Below are 20,358 nucleotides of genomic sequence, written 5' to 3'. Positions count from 1 at the left end.
GGTCAGCCGCCCTGGGTGACGACGTGGCGTAGCGCCAGCCTGGAGACCAGGTCGCTCGCGACCAGCAGGACCAGCGCCCATGCCGCCTGGAACGCGAGCGCCTGACCTATCCCGGTGCCGCCGGCCGGGCGCAGGTAGATGTCCATCGGGACCTGAACGATCGCGCCGAACGGCAGCGCCCTCGCGACCTCGCCGAAGACCCCGGGAAAGATCGTCAACGGCAGGACGGCGCCGGAGAAGAACGTCATCGTCAGCGCCGAGATCGCGAGCGTCCCGCGTGCGTCGATGACCCAGAACGCGGAGAGCCCGACCAGATAACGAATCCCGAAGCTGATCAGCAGGGCGAACACCAGGCTTAAGGCGAACCCCGCCGCAGCTGCCCTCGACGCGGGCGGAACGGCGCCGAACAGCGCGAGCCCCACGGCCCCGGCCGGCAGGGCGCGGCTGACCAGGAACACCGCCGCCCGCCCGATCTCCCGCGCCAGCCACCAGCGCAGGAACCCGAACGGCCGCGCCACGTCGAGGACGATCGCGCCGCTCTCCACCCGCCAGGGCACGTCGATCATGCCGCCGAACGCGGCGAACGTCGTCATCAGCGCCTGCCCGAGCACGACGAACGTGACCGCCCGCTGCGTGTCGTAACCCGCGAGGCCCGGCCGGGCCTCCCACACCGCGAGCGCCAGGTACCCGCGCAGCACGGTCAGCGTCACGTTCGACAGCACGGACGCGGCGACCGTCGCCCGGTGGGCGACATTGGTTCGGGCGCTCGCCGCCGCGACCGCCGCCCAGGTGCGCAGCTCGGCCTGAATGCCCGACGGGCGCGCCGCGGCGAGGACGGTCACGAGCCGGCCACCTCCCCCGTCCCCGGCCCTTCCCGCGTCGCAAGGTCCCCCAAGGCCAGCGCGCCGAAAGGTCGCGACATGACCCTAGAACGCGGGCAAGGACCGGTGTGGCGAAACCATTCAGGACTCGTGTGATGCCTGTGGTCCCCGTCGGCATGCGCGCCCGTGGAGTCGAGGGGAGCGACGATGGGGGCCATGAGCGCTCCCGACCGGTCCGACGCCGCGACGCCCGAACCCGCGACGCGCGAACCCGCGGCGTCCAGGGCCGCGATACCCGGGACCGCGGGTTCGGTGGGTGACGCGGCAGCCGGGACCTGCCCGTTCACGGTGGAGCGGCCCATCATGCGCCAGCGCTGGGAGCGGCTGACGTTCCTGCACTGGCCCTACCCGACGGACGCCGTGCAACGGCTGCTGCCGGCGGGCCTCGCGGCCGAGACGTGCGACGGAGCGGCCTGGGTGAGCCTGGTGCCGTTCTTCATGCAGGTGCGGACCGGGCGGCGCGACCTGGCCGCTCCCTGGGTCAGCTTCTTCCCGGAGACCAACGTGCGGACATATGTCCGGGACGAGCAAGGCCGCCCGGGGATCTGGTTCTTCTCGCTGGACGCGGCCCGGTGGGGCGCGGTCGCCGTCGCCCGGACGACCTACCGGCTGCCGTACTTCTGGTCGTCGATGCGGCTGGTCGAGGAGGCCGGCCCGGGCGCTGGCGGCGCAGGCAGCGCCGGCGGTGGCACGACGACGTACACCTGCCGGCGGCGCTGGCCCGGCCCGCGCGGGGCGGCGAGCCGAGTGGTGGTCCGGCCGGGCAGGCGCATCCCGGACGCGGAGCTGAGCGCCCGCGACCATTTCCTGACGGCCCGGTTCCGCCTGTTCAGCCCGGTCCGCTCAGGCCCGCCGCGCTCGGCCCGGGCCTGGCACCGCCCCTGGCCGCTGCACCGCGTCGATCTGCTCGACCTCGACGACGGGCTGGTGACCGCCGCCGGCCTGCCGGCCCCGTCCGGCCCGCCGCTGGCGCACTACTCGCCGGGCGTCGACGTCCGCATCGGCCGCCCGGAGAGCTGAGGATCCGGCCGATCCGTTCCCACCGGCAGCGCGCGGACCGTCGGTTCCTGCCGGCAGCGCACCGTTACCGCCCGGAAAGGCCGCTGGCCAGCAACGGTGAGCCGGCGGCGGGTGCAGGTGCTCCATGTGATGTGCTGTCGCCGCATACCGAGCACCTACCAGCCGTTGTCCCGGCCCTGCACGCGTCCGGCGCGGTCAGATCACCGTCGATCGAGGAGAAAGCCGTGACGATGCCAAGCGACATGCGGGAGTTCAACCGGTCGGTCGTCACCGACTTCCGCGCGAACGGCGGCGAGATCAGCGACGGGATGCTGAAGGGGTCGCGCGTGCTGCTGCTCACCACCGTCGGCGCGCGCGGCGGCGGCGAGCACACCACGCCGCTCGGCTACTTCACCGACGGCCCGGACCGGATCGTGCTGTGGGCGTCGAACATGGCGGCGCCGAAGCATCCGGACTGGTACGCGAACCTGGCCGCGAACCCGTCGGTCACCGTCGAACTGCCCGGGGCGGACGGCATCGACAGGTTCGAGGCGACGGCGAGCATCGCCACCGGCGACGAGCGGGCCCGGCTGCTCACCGCGCTCGCCGACTTCAACGAGAAGATGGCCGCTCACCAGACGATGACCGAGCGCGAGATCCCGCTGGTCGTCGTCGAGCGTGCCGCCCGGTAGCGCCACTCGCCCCGATCGCCCCGATCGCCCCGACCGCCCCGACCGCGAAGGCCAGCGCCGCGCCGCTCGTCGCCGGGGTCGGCGCCCGCTACCCCCTCGTCGACCTGGCGATCCGCGAGCCTCCCATCGAGGACCTCGTCACCCGCCTCCGCACGACCGGACCGGAACCTCTCTCAGCCGGCGAGCCCGCGGCGAGATAGCGTGCTTCCTGTTGATCTTCGGGGAATGGCTTTCGGCGACGAGACCGGTAAGGATCATCATGGCGACGTTTTCCGCGGGGGACCAGCAGGCGTTGCGGATCGGGGTGCTCGGGGCGGCGCGGATCGCGCCGATGGCGCTGATCCGTCCGGCGGCGGCCATGGACGGGGTCGAGGTCGTCGCGGTCGCCGCGCGCGACGAGGCGCGGGCGCGGCGGTTCGCGAACCGGCAGGGTGTTCCACGCGTCCTGGCCGACTACGACGCCGTCGTGGACGACGGCGAGATCGACGCCGTCTACATCCCGCTGATCCCCGCGGCCCACGCCCACTGGACAGTCCGGGCGATCGAGGCGGGCAAGCACGTGCTGTGCGAGAAGCCGTTCACCGCCAACGCCGACGAGGCGCTCACGGTGAAGGAAACGGCGGACCGTGGCGACGTGGTCGTGATGGAGGCGTTCCACTGGCGCTACCACGCGCTCGCGGCCCGGCTCCTGGAGATCGTGTCGAGCGGCGAGATCGGGGCGGTGCGGCACGTCGCGGCCCGCCTGGTCGTCCCCATCCCGAGCCGGCGCGACATTCGCTGGCAGCTCGCCCTCGGCGGCGGCAGTCTCATGGACCTCGGCTGCTACGGCGTCCACATGATGAGGACGGTGGTCGGCTCCGAGCCCACCGTCGTCTCGGCCGCCGCGAAAACACGGCTCACGGAGGTCGACCGGCACCTGACGGCGCGGCTGCGGTTCGACGGCGGTGTCACCGGCCGTCTGGAGACCGGCCTCTGGGCGTGGCCGGGGCTCGCCATGCGCCTGGTCATCACGGGCGAGCGGGGCGAGATCCGGGTGCTCAACCCGCTCGCGCCGCACATCCTGAACCGCCTGACCGTGACGGGCGCCGGCCGCCGCCGGCGGCGGCGTGAAAAGGTGGTCGGCGAGAGCACCTACACCCTGCAGCTTCGTGCCTTCCGCGACGCCATCCGGCACGGCACCCCGGTGCTTACCCCGCCCGCGGACTCCCTCGCGAACATCCGGGTCATCGACGACATCTACCGCGCCGCCGGCCTGTCGCCCCGCCCGTCCGCCCCGACCACCTGAGCGCCGTCGCCCGTCGCCCGTCGCAGCCGGCAACCGGCGGCTGCTTGACCGCCGTCTGTGCCCTCCGGTGGTCGTCATCCGACCCGGTTCATGACCACCGGAGGGCGCAAGCCGCGATCATGCGCGGTCAAGCTGGAAAGGTGAAGTCCCTGATCAGGGCGGTGAGGGCCAGGGGCTGGTCACTCTGGACGGCGTGGCCGGCGCCGGGGACGAGCTCGTAGCGCGCGGAGGGGAGGCGGCGGCGGAACTCGTCGGCGTCGGCGTCGGCGACGAACTTCGACTCGCCGCCGCGGACCAGCATCGTCGGCACGGTGATCGCGTCGACGTCGGCCCACAGCCGGCCGAGGTGGTCGTTCCAGTTCTCGCCGCCCGCCGGTGGCGGGCCGAACAGGTCGTAACGCCAGGTCCACAGCCCGTCGGGGCGGCGGTAGGCGTTGTGCCGGACGCCGCGGCGCACCCCGGACGCCGCCCGGTACGGGCTCAGCGCGATCGCCGTGTCGGCCATCTCCTCGAACGAGGCATAGGTCGGTTGGCCGCCGACCAGGGCGACGGTGCCCTGCTCGGCCCGCGTCAGGCGCTGGCGCGTGTCGCTCACATGCGGTGTCACGTCGACGATGACGGCACGCCGGCACAGGTCGGGGCGCTTGGCGGCCAGGTGGATGAGGGTCGCGCCGCCCAGCGACATGCCGACGACGACGTTCGCCTTCGGCGCGAGCGCCGGCAGCGCCACCTCCAGCGCCTCGACGTTGCGCCACGGGCCGTAGTTCCGGTCCGGGCGCCGGTAGGAGTGGCCGTGGCCGGGCAGGTCGACGGCGAGCGCCGGGCGGCCGAGCGCGAGCGCGACGTAGTCCCAGGTGTGCGCGTTCTGCCCGCCGCCGTGCAGGAACACGATCTCCGGCTCGGCCGTGCCCCAGCGGATGTAGCTCAGTTCCTGACCGGTCCCGACCTCCAGGAACCCACGAACGACGTCGGGCCGCCCGGGGAACGGGATCCCGATCTCCGCGGCGTTCTCGTGCAGGTATCCGAACTCGTCGTAATTGTCCGCCGCGAGGCCGTCATCCGGCGCGGGCTGCCGCTCCGTCGGGCTCATCCCGCGAACCGTGCCCGTTCCGCCCTGTTCGGCGTGCGTTGGCCCGACAGGAAGTAAACACGGTCGGTGAGACGGAAGGGCGAGTTGCCGATCCCGAAACCGAGACCGGCGCAGAAGTCGGCCACCCGACGGCCCATCGCGTCGTCCACGGATCGGAAGTCCACGATCACGGCGCCACTCCCGCGTACCGCGACTGCCACGGATGTCAGGTCCCCGTACTTGTGGATCTCGAAGAACGGCGCGTCGTCCGCTGAATCCGCCGTCACGCTCATTTTCATACCACTCCTTTACGGCCAGGCGCCCCGCGTGCGCCTGGCTGCGCAGTTCCCCGCGCACCAACGTCCGGCGGCCCGAAATTGGCACCCGGCGCGGGTACTCGCCGCGGTTGGCCGTCGTGCGGAGGTCGGAGGCGCGCGATAGTGGACATGCGACGTGCGTCATATTGGCCCGGGATCGGGAGGTCTAGCGGTGACGGTCACGAACCAGGACTCGGACGCGCACGCCCACGCCGACGGCGCGCCGGACGCAGATGCGGGCGTCGCGGCGGCGGCCGGCGCCGGGGCCGGCCCGATGGCCGGCCGCGGCGAGCCGTACTACGACCCCTACGACGCCGCCATCGACGCCGACCCGTACCCGGTCTGGCGGCGGCTGCGCGACGAGGCACCGCTCTACTACAACGAGAAGTTCGACTTCTACGCGTTGAGCCGGTTCGACGACGTCGAGGCCGGGCTCGCCGACTGGCGTACCTACCACTCGGGGCGCGGCTCGGTGCTGGAGTTCATCAGGGCGAGCCTGGAGGCGAAGCTGGAGATGCCGCCGGGCCTGATCCTGTTCGAGGATCCGCCGGCGCACACCGTGCACCGCGGCCTTCTTTCCCGAGTCTTCACCCCGAAGAAGATGCTGGCGCTGGAGGCGAAGGTCCGGGAGTTCTGCGTGCGCAGTCTCGACCCGCTCGTCGGCGCGGGCCGGTTCGACTTCGTCGGGGACCTCGGCGCGCCGATGCCGATGCGCACGATCGGCTACCTGCTCGGCATTCCCGAGGACGACCAGGAGTCGATCCGGGCGGGAATCGACCGCGGCCTGCGGCTCACCGACGACGCTCCCGACCCGGCGCCCAGGATGAGCGACGGCGCCCAGTACGCCGAGTACATCGACTGGCGGGCCCGCCACCCGTCGGACGACCTGATGACCGAGCTGCTGACCACCGAGTTCGAGGACGAGACGGGCACGACGCGCACCCTCGACCGGTCCGAGATCCTGGTCTACGTGAACCTGCTGGCGGCCGCGGGCAACGAGACGACGACGCGCCTGATCGGCTGGGCCGGGAAGGTGCTCGCCGAGAACCCCGACCAGCGCGCCGAGCTCGTCGCCAACCCGGCGCTGATCCCGAACGCGGTCGAGGAGCTGCTGCGCTACGAGGCGCCGGCGCCCGCGCACGCCCGATACGTCGCCCGGGACGTCGAGTACCACGGCCAGTCGGTGCCGGCGGGCAGCGTGGTCGTCTTCCTCGTCGGTTCGGGGAACCGGGACGAGCGCCGCTACCCCGACCCGGACCGGTTCGACATCCACCGCGACGTCGGCCGCCACCTCACGTTCGGCTACGGCATCCACCACTGCCTCGGCGCGGCGCTCGCCCGCCTCGAGGGCCGGGTCGCGCTCGAGGAGGTGCTGCGCCGCTTCCCCACCTGGGAGATCGACTGGCCGAGCGCCGTCCAGGCCCGCACGTCGGTGGTCCGTGGCTGGGAGTCGCTCCCGGTCACGACCGTCTCGCCGTGACCTTGATCGCCGGATCTGTATCGGCATCCGAACTCCGAGCCCCTGCTGGTTCGGATCGTGATACAGAGCCGCTGATGAAGGTCATGACGAGGCGGCGAGGAGGCGGGTGAGCTCCGCGCGCACCAGTGCGGTGGCCCAGGTGGGGTCGGCGTCGGGCGGCTGGGTGAGGAGATGGAGGCCCAGGCCGTCGACGAGGGCGTGCAGGCGCCGGGCCGCCGTGAGGGTGGTCTCGTCGCGCGGTCTGCCGGTGAGCAGCTCGACCACCTGGTGGCAGAGCTCCCCGACCTCGCGGGTGGTGTAGTCACGGATCTCCACCAGGCTGGGCAGGGCCGGGCTTTCGGCGATGAGGGCCAGGTTGACCTCGAACTCGGCCCGGCTGTCCGGTTCCAGCGGTAGCAGGTGGCGCAGGATCGCGTACGCGAACTCCACCGGGTCGTCGGAGCGCGGGGTCGCCAGGATGCGCGCCGTGGCCCGGTCGACCATGAGCCGCGCCGAGAACTCCAGCAGTTCCGCCCGAGTCGGGAAGACGTGGCGCAGCGAGCCGACCACGACGCCGGCCTCCTCGGCGACTGAACGCACGGAGACCGCGCCGATCCCGCGTTCGACGATGATCCGCCAGACGGCCGCGGCGAGCTGCGCCTTGCGTGCGTCCCGGTCGATGGTCCTCGGCACGGACACAAATTAGCACGGGTGTGCTAGCGTCGTTTTCTAGCACAGGCGTGCTGCCAAGATGTGTCCGTGCGGGTGTCCGGGAGGAGAAGCGCCGTGTTGGGTGCGGTGATCGTCGCGTGCGAGGTCGGGTTCTGGGTGCTCGTCGCGCTGGGGCTGATGGCCCGCTACGGGCTGCGGTGGCGGCGCGCTGGGCTCGTCCTGCTGGCGATGACGCCGCTGGTCGACGTCGTCCTGCTGGCCGCGACCGTCGTCGACCTGCGCGGCGGCGCGACCGCCGGGGTGTTCCACGGGCTCGCCGCGATCTATCTCGGCTTCTCGGTCACCTACGGGCACAAGCTCATCGCCTGGGCGGACGCGCGCGCCGCCCACCGGTTCGCCGGCGGGCCGGCCCCGGTGCGGCTTCACGGCGCGCGGTACACGCGGGAATGCTGGGCGGACGTGGGCCGCACCGGGATCGCGGTTTTCATCGCCGCCGCGGTGATCTGGATCCTGACGGTCCTGGTCGACGACCCGGACCGGACGGTCGGCCTCGAGGCCCGCTACCCGCTGCTGGGCCTCATTTTGGTGGCAGACCTCCTGTGGGCGGTCAGCCAGACGATTTGGCCGAGAAAACCAAAGCCAGCGCGTTGATCATCCGTGGACGTCGGGCTGGCCTCGTCGACTAGATGATCTATTCCAAGGACTCAGCGGTCGTTCATGGGCAGGAAGGCGAGCGCCTCCTGGAGGTTGCGCTCGGCGATACCTCTCATGAAGGCGCGGTCGGGGAAGTCTCCGTCGAGGAGCCGCAGCGGTCCGGCGACGAGAGACAGGCGCATCGCCAGCATGTAGAACGTCAGGCGCTGCTCGTCGAGGTCACTGCGCTCCAGCCACCGATAGTGCTCGCCGAAGCGCAGTCGCAGGAACGCGTGCTCCCACTCGACATCGAAGAACATCAATCCCTCGATGTCGATGAGGACCGGCTGCCCGTGTCGGTCCACCAGCACATGGTCCGGCCCGAGCTCCCCGTGGATGAGCCCGTACTGCGAGCGTGGGCGCACAGCCGCGGCCAGTGTGCGAACTACAGCCTCCAGGCGGTCGCGGGCGCGTGTGATCCGCGCGTCGCGAGACGCAGCCTCGGTGAGGTCGTCGAGCGCATGGTCCAGGACCACCTGCTCACATGACCTGCCCTCGGAGGTACCACCCCTGTCGATCAGAGCGAATCTGCCGAAGCGTGGGCCCTGGTGTCGCTGCATCGCACCAAGTGCCTCGGCGAGTCGCGCCATGGTCGTTTCCACGCTGCGCGGGTCCTGGCGGAGCAGTACTTCCAAGGTGTCGCCGGGTACGTCCTCGACCACGGCAACGTCCGCCGGGTAGTAGGTCCTGCTCCGGTCGGCCAGCCGGATCCGGGGAGTGCGGATTCCGAGAGCTTCCAGCTGCCGGTGGGCGGCCTCGAAGAGCTCGATGCCGGAGGCGGGCGAGAACGGGTCCACATGGCTGCCGGTGTCGTCGCCCTGCGGGGTGGTCCAGTAGTTCTCGGCGTCGTCCCAGATGTAGACGATCGCGGCGGAGTCGTCGTCGAAGGTGAGGCGGTACACGCCCTTCTTGCTTCCACCTCGCAGCCGCGAGACGCCCACGAGGCGATGCTCGGTGCCCAGGGCCGCATACGCGACGCCTTCCAGGTGATCCCGGGTGACCACCCTGCGTACCACGTGCACGACCTGCCACCCCCCACGCATCGGCTATCCAGTCCCTGCCGCAGGAGGAAGACGCCGCCGCAGGAGGAAGACGCCGCCGCGGGAGGAAGACGCCGCCGCTCAGGCACGCCACCGCATAAGCGGCCGATCTTAGGCGATGATGCAGGCGATGCTCGGCTTCACCTCCTGGGCCGGCTGGCTGAGGGACGGGGACGGGATGAGTTACCAGGTGACCGTCGAGGAGGTTCGGGCCCGCCCGACCGCCGTGGTGGCGGCAACCACCACCTGGGCGGAGTTCCCGGCACTCTGGGGAACACTGCTGGACGACGTCTGGACCAGCGTCCGTGCGGCGGGTGTGGCAGCCGGCTGTCGGACCGTCATGCTCTACCTCGACGATGTGCCGAACGTCCAGGTCGGTGTAACGCTGCGCGAGCCCTGCCCACTGACCGGTCATGTCGTGGCCTCGGCCCTGCCCGCCGGCGTCGTCGCCAGGACCGTCCACCGCGGCCCCTACACCGCGCTGGCCGGCGCGCACCAGGCCGTCGTGGACCGCTGCGCCGCCGCCGGCCTACACCTTGCCGGCCCTCGGTGGGAGATCTACGGCGACCACCGTGACGACCCCGCCGACCTCGAGACCGAGATCTACTGGCTGCTGTCGGCTCCCGTGGACAGCGGAGCGGTCAGCGCCGCCGCCGCCATGTCGAACAGGTCGGTGACGTAGAGCCCGTAGGGAACGGCGTCACCGGAGACGACGTCGTCGTGCGCGTCGGTACCGCCGTCGGAGGCGCCGCCGCTGGGGGACTGGCCGTAGCCGGCCAGGGCTGGCAGGCACAGGCTGACGACATGGCGTAGCCGCAGGCTCCGCAGCGGTTCCGGCACGGCGGCCAAGCGGTCGAGGATCGCCATCGACACCTCGTGGCCCACCGGCCCGGCCGGGGCGCCGCCGACCCACCACGGATGCCGCTCCGGCGGATGCGAGGCGAACCGGCCCAGGAAGCCGACATAGCGGCTGCCCGGCCGGCGGGCCTCCTCGGCGAGCGGGCGCATCAGCACGTCCACCAGTTCGCGGACCCCCAGCGGGTCTCCGCCGGCCCGCGCGGCTTCGAGCAACGCGGCACGGCGCTGGTCGAGTGGCGGGACGCGGTAGGAGACGATCGCCTCGAGCAGGCCGCGCTCGCTGCCGAAGTGGTACTGCACCGCGTTGTTGTTCCCGTTGCCGGCCGCCCGGCAGATGTGCCGCAGCGACACCGCCTCCAGGCCGTGCTCGGCGTACAGCCGCTCGGCGCTCAGCAGAAGCCGCAGTCGCGCGTCGTGCGACCGCGGTCCGTGCGCGAGCGACCCGGCTGGGCCCGTCGGTTCGGGCGACTGGGTTGCGGTCTGCTGGCTCATGCCGCCTGCTCACCCTGCTCACGTGGGCTGTCCGACGGGCTCGATGGCCCGCCGAGGGTTCCCTACCAGGCACGGCGGCATGGCTCGGCCGCCGCGCCGCTCCGCCGCTGGTCTGTATGCCCGGCGCGGCGCGCAGCCTACGGCCGCGGGCCCGCGCCTTCCACGGATGCGACCGGGACGTCACGGCCGACCGCGCCGGCAACGGCGCCGCCACCGCTGGCGTCGCCGCCGCCCGCCTCGTCGTCGGTGACGCCGAGCTCGGCGAGCAGCCGGGCACGCAGCGCGGAGAAGCGCGGGTCCCAGCGGTGCCGGACCTCGCCGAGCTGGACCCGCTCGTCGAGCGAGAGCCGGCCGTCGGTGAGGACGGCGACCCGGTCGGCGAGCAGGATCGCCTCGTCGACGTCGTGCGTCACCAGCAGCACGGCCGGCTGGTGGCGCTGGCACAGGTCGCGCAGCAGGCTGTGCATCCGGATGCGGGTCAGGGCGTCGAGCGCGCCGAACGGCTCGTCGAGCAGCAGCAGCCCGGGGGAGCGGACCAGCGCGCGGGCGAGCGCCACCCGCTGCGCCTCGCCGCCGGACAGCGTCGCCGGCCAGGCGCGCTCGTGCCCGCCGAGCCCGACCTCGGCCAGCGCCGCGGCTCCCCGGGCGCGCGCGTCGCGGCCCTTCAGGCCCAGCAGCACGTTGTCCTGGACCCGCGCCCACGGCAGCAGCCGCGGGTCCTGGAAGACGACGGCGCTCTGGGCCGGGACGGTGGCGCGCCCGGTGGCGTCGGCGTCGAGGCCGGCGAGGATGCGCAGCAGCGTGCTCTTGCCGGATCCGGACCGGCCGAGCAGCGCGACGAACTCGCCGGCGGCGATGTCCAGGTCGATCCCGGCGAGTACCGCCCGCCCGCCGAACTCGCGGCGCACCCCGCGGGCGCGCACCGCCGGCGCGACCGAGGGCGAGGACGCGGGTGTAGGCGAGAAGGAGGGCGCGGGCGAGGAGGAGGACGAGGGCGCGGGCGAGCCGTCCTGCGTGTCCGTCCCGGCCGAAGCGGACGTCGTGAGCGTGGTCATGTTGCCTCCAGGCCGCGGCGCCAGGCGAGGGCGTGGCGTTCGAGCAGACGGACGAGCCCGTCGGAGAGCAGGCCGAGCAGGCCGTAGACGGCGAGGCCGACGACGATGACGTCGGTCTGCCCGAACGTGCGCGCCTGGTCCATCAGGTAGCCGATCCCGCTGGACGCGTTGATCTGCTCGCTGACCACGAGGACCAGCCACGAGACCGTGAACGCGAACCGCAGGCCGACGAGGAAGCCGGGCAGCGCGCCGGGCAGCACCACCCGGCGGATCACCGCCGCCCGGCTCAGCCGCACGGTGCGCGCGAGCTCCATGTACCGGGCGTCGACGCCCCGGATCGCGGCGAACGTGTTGATGTAGACGGGGAACGCGGTACCGAGCGCGACCAGGAAGATCTTCACCTGCTCTCCGATGCCGAACCAGAGGATGGCCAGTGGGACCAGCCCGAGGATCGGCACCGCGCGCAGGATCTGCATCGGCGCGTCGATGACGTCCTCGCCGAGGCGGAAGATCCCGGCGGCGACGGCCAGCACCAGCGCGACCCCGACGCCGAGCACCAGACCCAGCGCCACCCGCCGCAACGAGATCAGCAGGTTGTGGTGCAGCGTCCCGTCCGCGGCCAGGTCGTAGCCGGTGTGCAGCACCGTCCACGGCCCGGCGAGGATGTTCGACGCGATGACGCCGGTGGCCGAGCCAACCTGCCAGAGCGCCAGCAGCAGCACCGGTCCGAGCAGCCGGCGCAGCCACGGTGGCAGCGGCCGGCGCGCCCGTCGGTCCGGGTCCGCGAGCGTGATCTCGACGCCGCGCCGGCCCCCGCCGGCGGCTGTGGGCGGGGGCGAGGCCACGGGTGACACCGCCGGCCCGGCAGAGGCCAGGCCGACCTCCCCGGTGGCGTCGAGGGCGTCGGCGCCACCGGGGCCGTGGAGGGCGAGCGAGGTCACGCGAAGGACCCGCCCTCGCGTGTCTCGGACTGCTTGCCGTCGACGCCGACAGGGATGTCGCCCGCGATGGTGATCCGGTGCATCACCCGGTCGAAGTCGGTGTTGCCCTGGTCGGTCGGCGCCAGGTGCGCGGTCGCCCGGTTGTCCCAGAAGGCGATGCTGTTCGGCTGCCAACGGAACCGGACCGTGAACGCCGGGGTGGCCAGGTGCCGGTAGAGCAGGTCGAGGATCTGCGCGCTCTCGGGGTTGCTGAGCTCGACGATCCGGGTGGTGAAGTTCGGGTTGACGAACAGCGCCCGCTCACCGGTCTCCGGGTGGACCCGGACCACGGGGTGGACGGCCTCGTATGCCGTCTTCGCGAACAGGGCCGACAGCTTGGAGCTGTCCCCGCGCTCCAGGTGGATCTGGTTGACGTGCACGGCGTGCAGGCCGTCGATGAGGTCGCGGATCGGCGCGGAGAGCGTCTCGTAGGCGGTGACGAGGTTCGTCCACTGGGTGTCGCCGCCGTACGGCGGGACGATCACGCCGCGCAGGATCGACGCCGTCGGGGGGTTGTGCACGAACGTCACGTCGGTGTGCCACCGGCTCTGGACCCGGATCTCGGAGCGGTAGTGCTCGGCCCGGCTGTCCAGCGGGAAGACCTCCGGCTGGCCCTCGAGCGTCGGCAGGGTCGGGTGGCCTGGTGTGACCTCGCCGAACTGCCGGCCGAACGCGACCTGCTGGGCCGGGGTGATGTCCTGGTCCCGGAAGAAGACGACCTTCCACTTCAGCAGCGTGGCCCGGATCTCGGCGATCACCGCCGGCTCCAGCGGCCGGGTGAGGTCAACGCCGTGGATCTCGGCGCCGATGTAGCCGGACAGTGGCCGGACGTCCAGGCCGATCGCGGACTGGGCCGCGCTGTCGTCGGTGATGGTCACGGCGTCGGTGATGGTCACTGCTGGGCCTCCTGAACGGCGGAGTTGTATCGGGAGTCGAAGACCTTGGAGATGTCGACCTTCTTGGGAATCACTCCACTGGACGTGAACAGGTCGGCGAGTTTCTGCGCGCCGCCGATGCTGGTCGCGTCGATGGGGACGAATGCCGAAGGGGAGGTCTTGGCCAGCAGCAGCTTTCCGGTTTCCGCCGGCACCTTGACCTGCTCGACGTAGTACTTCTGCGTGAACTCGTCGATGTGGCCGTCGCGCCAGGCGGACGCCTTCACCCACCGCGCCACGAAGTCACCGAGCGCCGCCTGCTTGGCCGGGTCGGAGAGCGCCTTGTGCGTGGTGATCAGGTACTGGACGCTCGGCGACGTGTCGGCGCCGTCCACCTTGTGCGCGGTCGGGTTGTCCTTCAGGTAGGGCGACGCGAGCGGCTCGACCAGCACGGCGGCGTCGGCGTCGCCGCGCGAGAGCGCCCCGGCGATGTCGGTCGGCAGCAGGTTGACGGTCTTGACGTCCTTCTGCGCGAGGCCCACCTTGTCGAGCGAGCGCAGCAGGTAGGCCTGCAGGATCGTCCCGACGCTGAACGCGACCTTCTTGCCCTTGAGGTCGCTGACCGTGCGGATGTCGCTGCCCGGCTTGGTCGCCAGCATGAGCTGGCCAGCGGGGTTCTGCCAGGAGGCGATCACGGCGAGGTCCTGGCCGGACGCCGCGGCGATGACGGGCGGCGTGTCGGCGACGTAGCCGACGTCGACGGCGTTCGCGCGGAACGCCTCGAGCAGCAGCGGCCCGGACGCGAAGGTCGACCAGTCGACCGCGTACGGCTCGCCGGTGCTCTGGCCGGACAGATCGAGCGGGGCCTTCAGGGTTCCGCCCTGGTCGCCGACCCGCAGCTTGGTACCGGCCGGAACCGCCGTCGGGAATCCGGTGGCGCCGACGCTCGCGGCCGCGCCGGAGCCGTCACCGCCGGACCCGGATCCGGATCCATGGGAACCACAGGCCGCCAGCACGAAGACGGCGAGAAGGGCGGACAGAGCGGCCAGCACGGACGTGCGGCGCGGCCGGCCTTGGCCGGCCCGGCGGGCAGGCGTCAACGGTAGCTCCTTGCGAACGGGGAATGCCGCGTGGCGTCCGGCGCGGCCGGGAATGGGCCCGACATCCGTCGGGCTGACGCCTTGGCCTGCTCACTGAAGCAGTTAAGTCAGCTGTTTGTCAACTTAGTTGGTAGGAATGCTGCTCAAATGTTTCAGCCCGATCTTGCGGGCGACGACGGCCCGGTGGGGGAGCAGCCCGACGGGGGCTGACCTGGAAGGACAGAGTCGCTTGCGTGCCGGGATGTTCGGACGTTGCGTTGGCATGGCCGTCACGTGACGATGACGTACTGATACGTGCGGGCCGTCATGCCGGCTGGCGCGAGGGACGCGAGGGAGAGGGCCAGTCGTGAGCCGTCAGGTCAAAGGTGTCGTGTCGATGAGCAAGGGTGCGCCAGTGGAGCTGCGCACCGTCGTCGTGCCGGACCCAGGGCCTGGCGAGGTCACCGTGGACGTGAAGGCCTGCGGGGTCTGCCACACCGACTTCCACTACCGCGAGGGTGGGATCAACGACGACTTCCCGTTCCTGCTCGGCCACGAGGCCGCCGGCGTCGTCGCCCAGACCGGTCCGGGCGTCACCCACGTCGCCCCCGGCGACTACGTGATCCTCAACTGGCGGGCCGTCTGCGGCCAGTGCCGCGCCTGCCGACGCGGGCGGCCCTGGTACTGCTTCGACACGGCGAACGCGACCCAGAAGATGACGCTCGAGGACGGCACCGAGCTCTCGCCCGCGCTCGGGATCGGCGCGTTCCTGGAGACGACGCTGGTCGCGGCCGGGCAGTGCACCAAGGTCGACCCGGCGGCGCCGCCGGAGATCGCCGGGCTGCTCGGCTGCGGCGTGATGGCCGGGCTCGGCGCGGCGATGAACACCGGGGAGGTCGGCCGGGGCGACAGCGTCGCGGTGATCGGCAGCGGCGGCGTCGGCGGCGCGGCCATCGCCGGTGCCCGGCTCGCCGGTGCCGCGAAGATCATCGCGGTCGACGTCGACGGGCGCAAGCTCGCGCTCGCCACGACCCTCGGCGCCACCCACACCGTCAACGCGCGGGACGTCGACCCGGTCACCGCCATCCAGGAACTCACCGACGGGTTCGGCGCGGACGTCGTCATCGACGCGGTCGGGCGGCCGGAGACCTGGAAGCAGGCGTTCTACGCCCGGGACCTCGCCGGCACGGTCGTCCTCGTCGGCGTCCCCACCCCGGAGATGGAGCTCTCGATCCCGCTGCTGGACGTGTTCGGCCGCGGCGGAAGGCTGAAGTCGTCCTGGTACGGCGACTGCCTCCCCGAACGCGACTTCCCGATGCTCATAGACCTCTACCTGCAGGGCCGGCTGCCACTGGAGAAGTTCGTCTCCGAGAAGATCGCCCTCACCGACATCGAGGCGGCCTTCGACGCGATGAAGCGGGGCGACGTGCTGCGTTCGGTGGTGATGATCTGATGTGCGCCTCGGTTGAGGACGCCGCCGGCGGCGCCACCGAGAATAGGAACACGGCCAGCACGGAAACGGACACCGCGGGCACGTTCCCGGAGAACGGCGCGGCAGGCGGCCTCGGCGGGCGAGTGAGGATCGACCACCTCGTCACGTCGGGGATCTTCTCGCTCGACGGCGGGTGCTGGCATGTCGACAACAACGTCTGGCTCATCGGTGACGACGAGGAATGCGTCGTGCTCGACGCCCCGCATGACGCGGGGGCGATCGTCAACGCCGTCGGCGACCGTCACCTGACCGCGATCCTGTGCACCCACGCGCACGATGACCATGTCAACGCGGTCCTCGGCGTCGCCGCCGCCACCGGCGCGGGAATCTGGCTCCATCCGGCCGACCGGGAGCTGTGGGACCGCACCCATCCGGACCGCGCCCCCGATCATGAGATCGAACCGGGTCAGCAGTTCACCATTGGCAGCGGCGACGGCGCGGTGACCCTGGCCGCCCTGCACACCCCCGGCCACACCTGGGGGAGTGTGTCGTTCCACGCCCCCGCCCTGAACACCGTCTTCACCGGCGACACCCTGTTCCAGGGCGGTCCGGGCGCGACGGGCCGCTCTTTCTCCGACTTTTCCACGATCATCGACTCGATCACGACCCAACTGTTGGGCCTGCCGCCCCACACCGTCGTCCGGACCGGCCACGGCGCCGCCACGACGATTGGTAAGGAAGCCCCCGCACGCCAGTCCTGGCTTGACCGCGGCCACTAGACACCCGGAAACCCCGCGGACCGGTACCCAGGCGCGCCGCCGACGTCCGTAGACGGTGTCACGCCCATTCCAGAACCAAAACCCTGTGGTTGGGCGTTTGTTGCTAAATTCGCCCGATGTCCGCCGGAGGGTGACCGTTCTGTCTCGACAGGACGCTGGCTGGGTGCATTGCGTGGACAGTTCGGTCATTGGCGTAACATCTCCTCAGCAGCGGTCCTGGAGGGGGCGACGGCTGACGGGGGATTCACATGGCCGACGTACGTGGGCTGCCTCCGGGCGCGATGACCGCGTCCGGCGGTGTTTCAAGGGGGCGCCCACGGGTTCGGCGTTCGCGCGTCCGCGGCGTGCCCCGGCCGGTTAATCCGGTCGGCGTGTCCAGCCGCCTCCGCGGAGAACCTCGCCATCGTCACGACCTCGTCCGGCAGTAGCCGCGCGAAACGGGGACGGGGGATGAGGATGGTGAAGACGCGGCACTTCTCGGTGCTTGCGGTTGATATTGAGAAGTCCGGAAGCCGCCTCGACGGGCAGCTCCTCGACGGCCGGCGGGCGATGTACGCCTCGGTGCGAGGCGCCGTCGAGGACGCCGGCATCGACTGGGACGCCTGCCGCCGCTACGACCGCGGCGACGGCGCGCAGGTGCTCTTCCCGGCCGAGGTGGCGAAGGAGGACGTCGGCGGGCCGGTCATCCGCGGGGTGTACCGGCGGCTGCATGAGTACAACGCCGGCCTGCTCCGGGCGGACGTGCCCCTGCGCATGCGCGCCGTGCTGCACGCCGGTGACCTCGAACGCGACGACCTCGGCTGGGTGGGGTACGCCCTGGTCGTCGCGAGCCGCCTGTTGGACTCGCGCGAACTGCGCTCGGTGCTGCGCCAGGCCAGGGCCGCCGACCTGGCGCTCATCGTGTCGGCGACCTGGTACGAGACCGTCGTACGGCACAACCGAGGCGGGGTCGAGGCGGCGACGTACCGCGAGGTCACCGTCGCCGCCAAGGAGCTCGTCGAGCGGGCCTGGGTGCATGTGCCGGGCTACCCCGAGCCGCCCGCTCCCGAGCCCGGCGAGGCTCCCCTTCCGCCGCCAGGGCCGTCGGAGCCGCCAGAACCCGCTGGCGGACCCGGCGGCAGAGGCTCGCCCGGTGGCCAGGGCGCCGGTGGGTTCACCTTCGGCGACGTGCGGATCCGGTCCGACGGCGACGTCGTCGGCGGCATCGTCTTCGGCGACCAGACCGTGTACCGCACGCCGCCGGAATCCTCGCGGTGAACGGCGACCCGAAGGAGTCACCCGGCCCCGCGAACCCGCCCGACCACCAGCCGGCCCAGGCAGGTCAGGCGGGCCAGCCACATCCGGCCGGGCCCGCCGTGGGCGGCCAGGGGGCCGCGGCTCCACCGGGCGGGGAGGGCGGTCGCCCGGCGGGCGGCGAGCCCGGCGGGCGGCCGGACCTCCTCGGAGAGCTGCGCGGTGAGATCCGTGCGACCAACGCCGCGCAGGGCGGGATCCAGGCGAACCTGGCCACCGAACGCGAGGCCAGGAACGCGGTGGGCGCCGGCAACGACGTGCTCGGTGGCTTCGTCGGCGGCAACTTCAACAACTTCGCGCCGCGGGTCACGAACAACTTCTTCTCGGAAAGTGAGGTGGGCGTCCGTCTCCGCAGGCTGTCTCTCGCAGACCTCGCGGCGACGGAGGCGTTCGTCCCGCAGCCGGGGTTCGACGCCCTGGAGGCAGTCGCCCGGCGTACCCACCTGCTGGTGGTGCGCGGCCGAGCCGGCTGCGGCCGGACGGCGGCCGGCCTGAAGGTGCTCGTCACCCGCACCACAGGGGCAGTCCACGAACTCGCGCCCGACACCGACCTGCGCAGGTTCCTCGCCCAGGAACCCGCCAAGGACGCCGGCTACATCCTGTCGAACCTCACACAGGCCCAGGCGGACGAGCTCGGCTCGTTCGACCTGCTCGGCCTCGCCGACCGGCTCGAGCAGCGGCGTGCCTACCTGGTCGTGACCGCGGCCCCCGAGGTGCGGATGCCGGGGGTCCGCCGGATGGGCCTCGCGGCCGAGCTCACAGGTCCCGCCCACCGGGCCGAGGTCCTGGCGAGACACCTGGCGTTCTGGCTGGCGGGCCTCGCTGCCTATGCCAACGGCGCCTGGGACCGCCGGGACCGGCCGGCGGGGCAGCAGGACACCGAGGCCGGCTTCGAACAGTGGGCGCTGGACGAGCGGGCCTCGGCGGCGCGCCGGGCCGCCCGGCTGCTCGCGACGGACTCGGTCCGGGCCGTGGTGGATGCGCGACTGAGCGCGGACGTGCCGATGGAGACGGTCGCCTTCCTCGCCCAGGTTCTCGCCGAGGCGGCCGAGGACGGCGAGGAGGATCCGGCCGCGGCCGCGCAGGCCAGTCTCGCGAAGCTCGACGACGACGACTTCGAGCACTGGTTCGCCGGCCTGACGAGCCAGACGAACCCGATCAACCCCGACGACCAGAACGACCCGACCCTGCTGACCCTGGCGATCGCGCTCGCCGTCCTGCAGGGCGAGCCCTACGAGACGGTCACCACCGCGGCGGACGCGCTGCGACGCTGCTTCGTCGACCCGGGTGACGGCCGGCCCGCGGCTGTGCTGTCCGCGTCGACGACGTCGCCCGCCATCCTCCTGACGGACCGTGACACCGAACTCACGCGGCTGCGCGCGACGCTCGCCACCACGTCGGTGGAGACCCGCCATGGCGCCGCCGCCCCGGCGTCGGTGGCGCGCTACGTCGACGAGAGCTACCCGCGCCGAGCCCTTCTGCGGGTCTGGCGGTACCACCAGGCTCAGCCGCGGATCCTGGCCTGGCTGCGCTACCTCGGCGGCCACCCGATCGAGACCGTGCGGGTGCGCGCGGCCGTCGCCGCCGGGGCGCTCGCAGCCGTCGCCTTCGACGTCGTGCGCGCCGAGGTGCTGATGCCCTGGGCTCTGAGCGACGCCTCCCGCGAGCGGGACGCCGCGGCGATCGCCCTGCACGACCCCGCCGCCGACAGCAGGCTGGCCGACGCGGTCGACCGGCTGGTGAAGTCCTGGCTGTCCGACGGCAACCCGAGGCTGCAGGCCACCGCCGTGCGCGCCTACGGGGCAAGTCTCGGTGAGCACGACCCCGCCGAGGCACTTCGGCAGCTGGACGCGCTCGCCGAGACGGACAAGCTCGGCGTGCTCAACGCGATCTGCCACAGCGTCTGCGAGCTGTTGCTGACCGCCGGCAGCCCCGAGACCGAGGCGCGGGTGCTCGAACAGCTCATCCGGTGGACGTCGGGACCCAGGTCGGAGCTGGGCCGTGCGCGGGCCCGGACCGGCTGGTCCGCGTTTCTCATCGCCGCGGCGGACCTCGTCTCCCAGCTGCCGTCACCCAGCCGTGGGGAGGTGACCTGGCCGGCGCTGCTGCGGATCGCCACCGTCGACCAGCGGCGCCGGGCCGAGATCGCCTACCTGTGGGAGAGCGCCCTGAACGCCGAGCTGTGGGAGGCCGCGCACGACGTTCTCACCATCTGGGCGATCATGCTCGACGACCTGCCTCGAGGGCAGGAGGCGTTCGCCCAGCTGGTCGTCGACCAGGCCCAGTCCGCCCGCACGCTGACCATCATCCGGCGGGCCGCGATCTCCTGGCAGAAGGCCGACCCCGACCCACCAGCCCCGCGCACCGCCGAGACGGTGCTCGCACACATCGCCGCGAGGAGCCGCTGA

At 72.1% G+C, this 20,358-nt stretch carries 20 protein-coding genes; 10 read left to right on the top strand and 10 right to left on the bottom strand.

Going from position 1 to position 20,358, the window contains the following annotated elements; genetic code table 11:
- Positions 1–2: 2 nt before the first annotated feature.
- Positions 3–842: an ABC transporter permease gene (locus FRCN3DRAFT_RS0219550; protein ID WP_007517171.1), complete on the bottom strand. Its 840-nt coding sequence runs from the start codon at positions 840–842 to the stop codon at positions 3–5.
- Between the two features lie 195 nt (positions 843–1,037).
- Between FRCN3DRAFT_RS0219550 and FRCN3DRAFT_RS0219545 the strand changes: the two genes are divergently transcribed.
- From FRCN3DRAFT_RS0219545 to FRCN3DRAFT_RS0219535, 3 genes are all read left to right on the top strand, one after another.
- Positions 1,038–1,901, top strand: a complete 864-nt coding sequence (locus FRCN3DRAFT_RS0219545; RefSeq protein WP_106410237.1) for a YqjF family protein — start codon at positions 1,038–1,040, stop codon at positions 1,899–1,901.
- A 230-nt stretch (positions 1,902–2,131) separates the two neighbouring features.
- Positions 2,132–2,572, top strand: a complete 441-nt coding sequence (locus tag FRCN3DRAFT_RS0219540; RefSeq protein ID WP_198536145.1) for a nitroreductase/quinone reductase family protein — start codon at positions 2,132–2,134, stop codon at positions 2,570–2,572.
- A 259-nt stretch (positions 2,573–2,831) separates the two neighbouring features.
- Positions 2,832–3,857: a Gfo/Idh/MocA family protein gene (locus tag FRCN3DRAFT_RS0219535; protein WP_007517178.1), complete on the top strand. Its 1,026-nt coding sequence runs from the start codon at positions 2,832–2,834 to the stop codon at positions 3,855–3,857.
- A gap of 127 nt (positions 3,858–3,984) precedes the next feature.
- Here FRCN3DRAFT_RS0219535 and FRCN3DRAFT_RS0219530 read toward each other — a convergent pair whose 3' ends face one another.
- Positions 3,985–4,947, bottom strand: coding sequence for an alpha/beta fold hydrolase (locus FRCN3DRAFT_RS0219530; protein WP_007517179.1), 963 nt, complete (start codon positions 4,945–4,947; stop codon positions 3,985–3,987).
- Positions 4,944–5,213 (bottom strand): cell division protein SepF, encoded by a 270-nt coding sequence (locus tag FRCN3DRAFT_RS0219525; protein ID WP_157845235.1) that lies wholly within the window; start codon positions 5,211–5,213, stop codon positions 4,944–4,946. The genes FRCN3DRAFT_RS0219530 and FRCN3DRAFT_RS0219525 overlap by 4 nt, the downstream gene beginning before the upstream one ends.
- A gap of 304 nt (positions 5,214–5,517) precedes the next feature.
- On the opposite strand from FRCN3DRAFT_RS0219525, the gene FRCN3DRAFT_RS0219520 reads away from it, so the two are divergent.
- Positions 5,518–6,723, top strand: coding sequence for a cytochrome P450 (locus FRCN3DRAFT_RS0219520; RefSeq protein WP_035928639.1), 1,206 nt, complete (start codon positions 5,518–5,520; stop codon positions 6,721–6,723).
- A gap of 81 nt (positions 6,724–6,804) precedes the next feature.
- Here FRCN3DRAFT_RS0219520 and FRCN3DRAFT_RS0219515 read toward each other — a convergent pair whose 3' ends face one another.
- The gene (locus tag FRCN3DRAFT_RS0219515) at positions 6,805–7,395 is read right to left on the bottom strand and encodes a TetR/AcrR family transcriptional regulator (protein WP_027140759.1); all 591 of its coding nucleotides are present in this window, start codon (positions 7,393–7,395) and stop codon (positions 6,805–6,807) included.
- A gap of 93 nt (positions 7,396–7,488) precedes the next feature.
- On the opposite strand from FRCN3DRAFT_RS0219515, the gene FRCN3DRAFT_RS0219510 reads away from it, so the two are divergent.
- A complete protein-coding gene (locus tag FRCN3DRAFT_RS0219510) occupies positions 7,489–8,025 on the top strand; it encodes a hypothetical protein (protein WP_007517183.1) in 537 nt (178 codons plus the stop codon).
- Between the two features lie 53 nt (positions 8,026–8,078).
- On the opposite strand, the gene FRCN3DRAFT_RS0219505 is transcribed toward FRCN3DRAFT_RS0219510, so the two are convergent.
- Positions 8,079–9,110, bottom strand: coding sequence for a phosphotransferase family protein (locus tag FRCN3DRAFT_RS0219505; protein WP_007517184.1), 1,032 nt, complete (start codon positions 9,108–9,110; stop codon positions 8,079–8,081).
- 127 nt (positions 9,111–9,237) lie between these two features.
- Here FRCN3DRAFT_RS0219505 and FRCN3DRAFT_RS45300 point away from each other — a divergent pair, with 127 nt between their 5' ends.
- Positions 9,238–9,789, top strand: a complete 552-nt coding sequence (locus FRCN3DRAFT_RS45300; protein WP_198536005.1) for a GyrI-like domain-containing protein — start codon at positions 9,238–9,240, stop codon at positions 9,787–9,789.
- Here the strand turns inward: FRCN3DRAFT_RS45300 and FRCN3DRAFT_RS0219495 are convergent.
- The 5 genes from FRCN3DRAFT_RS0219495 to FRCN3DRAFT_RS0219475 all read right to left on the bottom strand — a co-directional run bounded on the left by FRCN3DRAFT_RS0219495 (position 9,711) and on the right by FRCN3DRAFT_RS0219475 (position 14,467).
- Entirely contained in the window at positions 9,711–10,457 is a 747-nt protein-coding gene (locus tag FRCN3DRAFT_RS0219495) for a TetR/AcrR family transcriptional regulator (RefSeq protein ID WP_007517193.1), read from the bottom strand. The genes FRCN3DRAFT_RS45300 and FRCN3DRAFT_RS0219495 overlap by 79 nt on opposite strands.
- A 137-nt stretch (positions 10,458–10,594) precedes the next feature.
- Positions 10,595–11,512, bottom strand: a complete 918-nt coding sequence (locus tag FRCN3DRAFT_RS0219490; RefSeq protein WP_007517194.1) for an ABC transporter ATP-binding protein — start codon at positions 11,510–11,512, stop codon at positions 10,595–10,597.
- The gene (locus FRCN3DRAFT_RS0219485) at positions 11,509–12,453 is read right to left on the bottom strand and encodes an ABC transporter permease (RefSeq protein WP_007517196.1); all 945 of its coding nucleotides are present in this window, start codon (positions 12,451–12,453) and stop codon (positions 11,509–11,511) included. The genes FRCN3DRAFT_RS0219490 and FRCN3DRAFT_RS0219485 overlap by 4 nt, the downstream gene beginning before the upstream one ends.
- Positions 12,450–13,388 carry a TauD/TfdA dioxygenase family protein gene (locus tag FRCN3DRAFT_RS0219480; RefSeq protein ID WP_007517198.1) on the bottom strand — a complete coding sequence of 313 codons (939 nt, stop codon included), beginning with the start codon at positions 13,386–13,388 and terminating at the stop codon, positions 12,450–12,452. Before FRCN3DRAFT_RS0219480 ends, FRCN3DRAFT_RS0219485 begins: the two co-directional genes overlap by 4 nt.
- Entirely contained in the window at positions 13,385–14,467 is a 1,083-nt protein-coding gene (locus tag FRCN3DRAFT_RS0219475) for an aliphatic sulfonate ABC transporter substrate-binding protein (RefSeq protein ID WP_007517199.1), read from the bottom strand. The genes FRCN3DRAFT_RS0219480 and FRCN3DRAFT_RS0219475 overlap by 4 nt, the downstream gene beginning before the upstream one ends.
- Before the next feature lie 346 nt (positions 14,468–14,813).
- On the opposite strand from FRCN3DRAFT_RS0219475, the gene FRCN3DRAFT_RS0219470 reads away from it, so the two are divergent.
- The 4 genes from FRCN3DRAFT_RS0219470 to FRCN3DRAFT_RS0219455 all read left to right on the top strand — a co-directional run bounded on the left by FRCN3DRAFT_RS0219470 (position 14,814) and on the right by FRCN3DRAFT_RS0219455 (position 20,358).
- Positions 14,814–15,899, top strand: a complete 1,086-nt coding sequence (locus FRCN3DRAFT_RS0219470; protein ID WP_007517200.1) for an S-(hydroxymethyl)mycothiol dehydrogenase — start codon at positions 14,814–14,816, stop codon at positions 15,897–15,899.
- Positions 15,899–16,657 (top strand): MBL fold metallo-hydrolase, encoded by a 759-nt coding sequence (locus FRCN3DRAFT_RS0219465; protein ID WP_007517202.1) that lies wholly within the window; start codon positions 15,899–15,901, stop codon positions 16,655–16,657. Before FRCN3DRAFT_RS0219470 ends, FRCN3DRAFT_RS0219465 begins: the two co-directional genes overlap by 1 nt.
- A 456-nt stretch (positions 16,658–17,113) precedes the next feature.
- Positions 17,114–17,914, top strand: a complete 801-nt coding sequence (locus FRCN3DRAFT_RS49670; protein WP_007517204.1) for a hypothetical protein — start codon at positions 17,114–17,116, stop codon at positions 17,912–17,914.
- Positions 17,911–20,358, top strand: a complete 2,448-nt coding sequence (locus FRCN3DRAFT_RS0219455; RefSeq protein ID WP_007517206.1) for a hypothetical protein — start codon at positions 17,911–17,913, stop codon at positions 20,356–20,358. The genes FRCN3DRAFT_RS49670 and FRCN3DRAFT_RS0219455 overlap by 4 nt, the downstream gene beginning before the upstream one ends.

This window comes from Pseudofrankia saprophytica (assembly GCF_000235425.2).
GTDB classification, from domain to species: domain Bacteria; phylum Actinomycetota; class Actinomycetes; order Frankiales; family Frankiaceae; genus Pseudofrankia; species Pseudofrankia saprophytica.
Note: the sequence above shows the minus strand (reverse complement) of the source record. Positions and strands in the feature narration are given on the sequence as shown.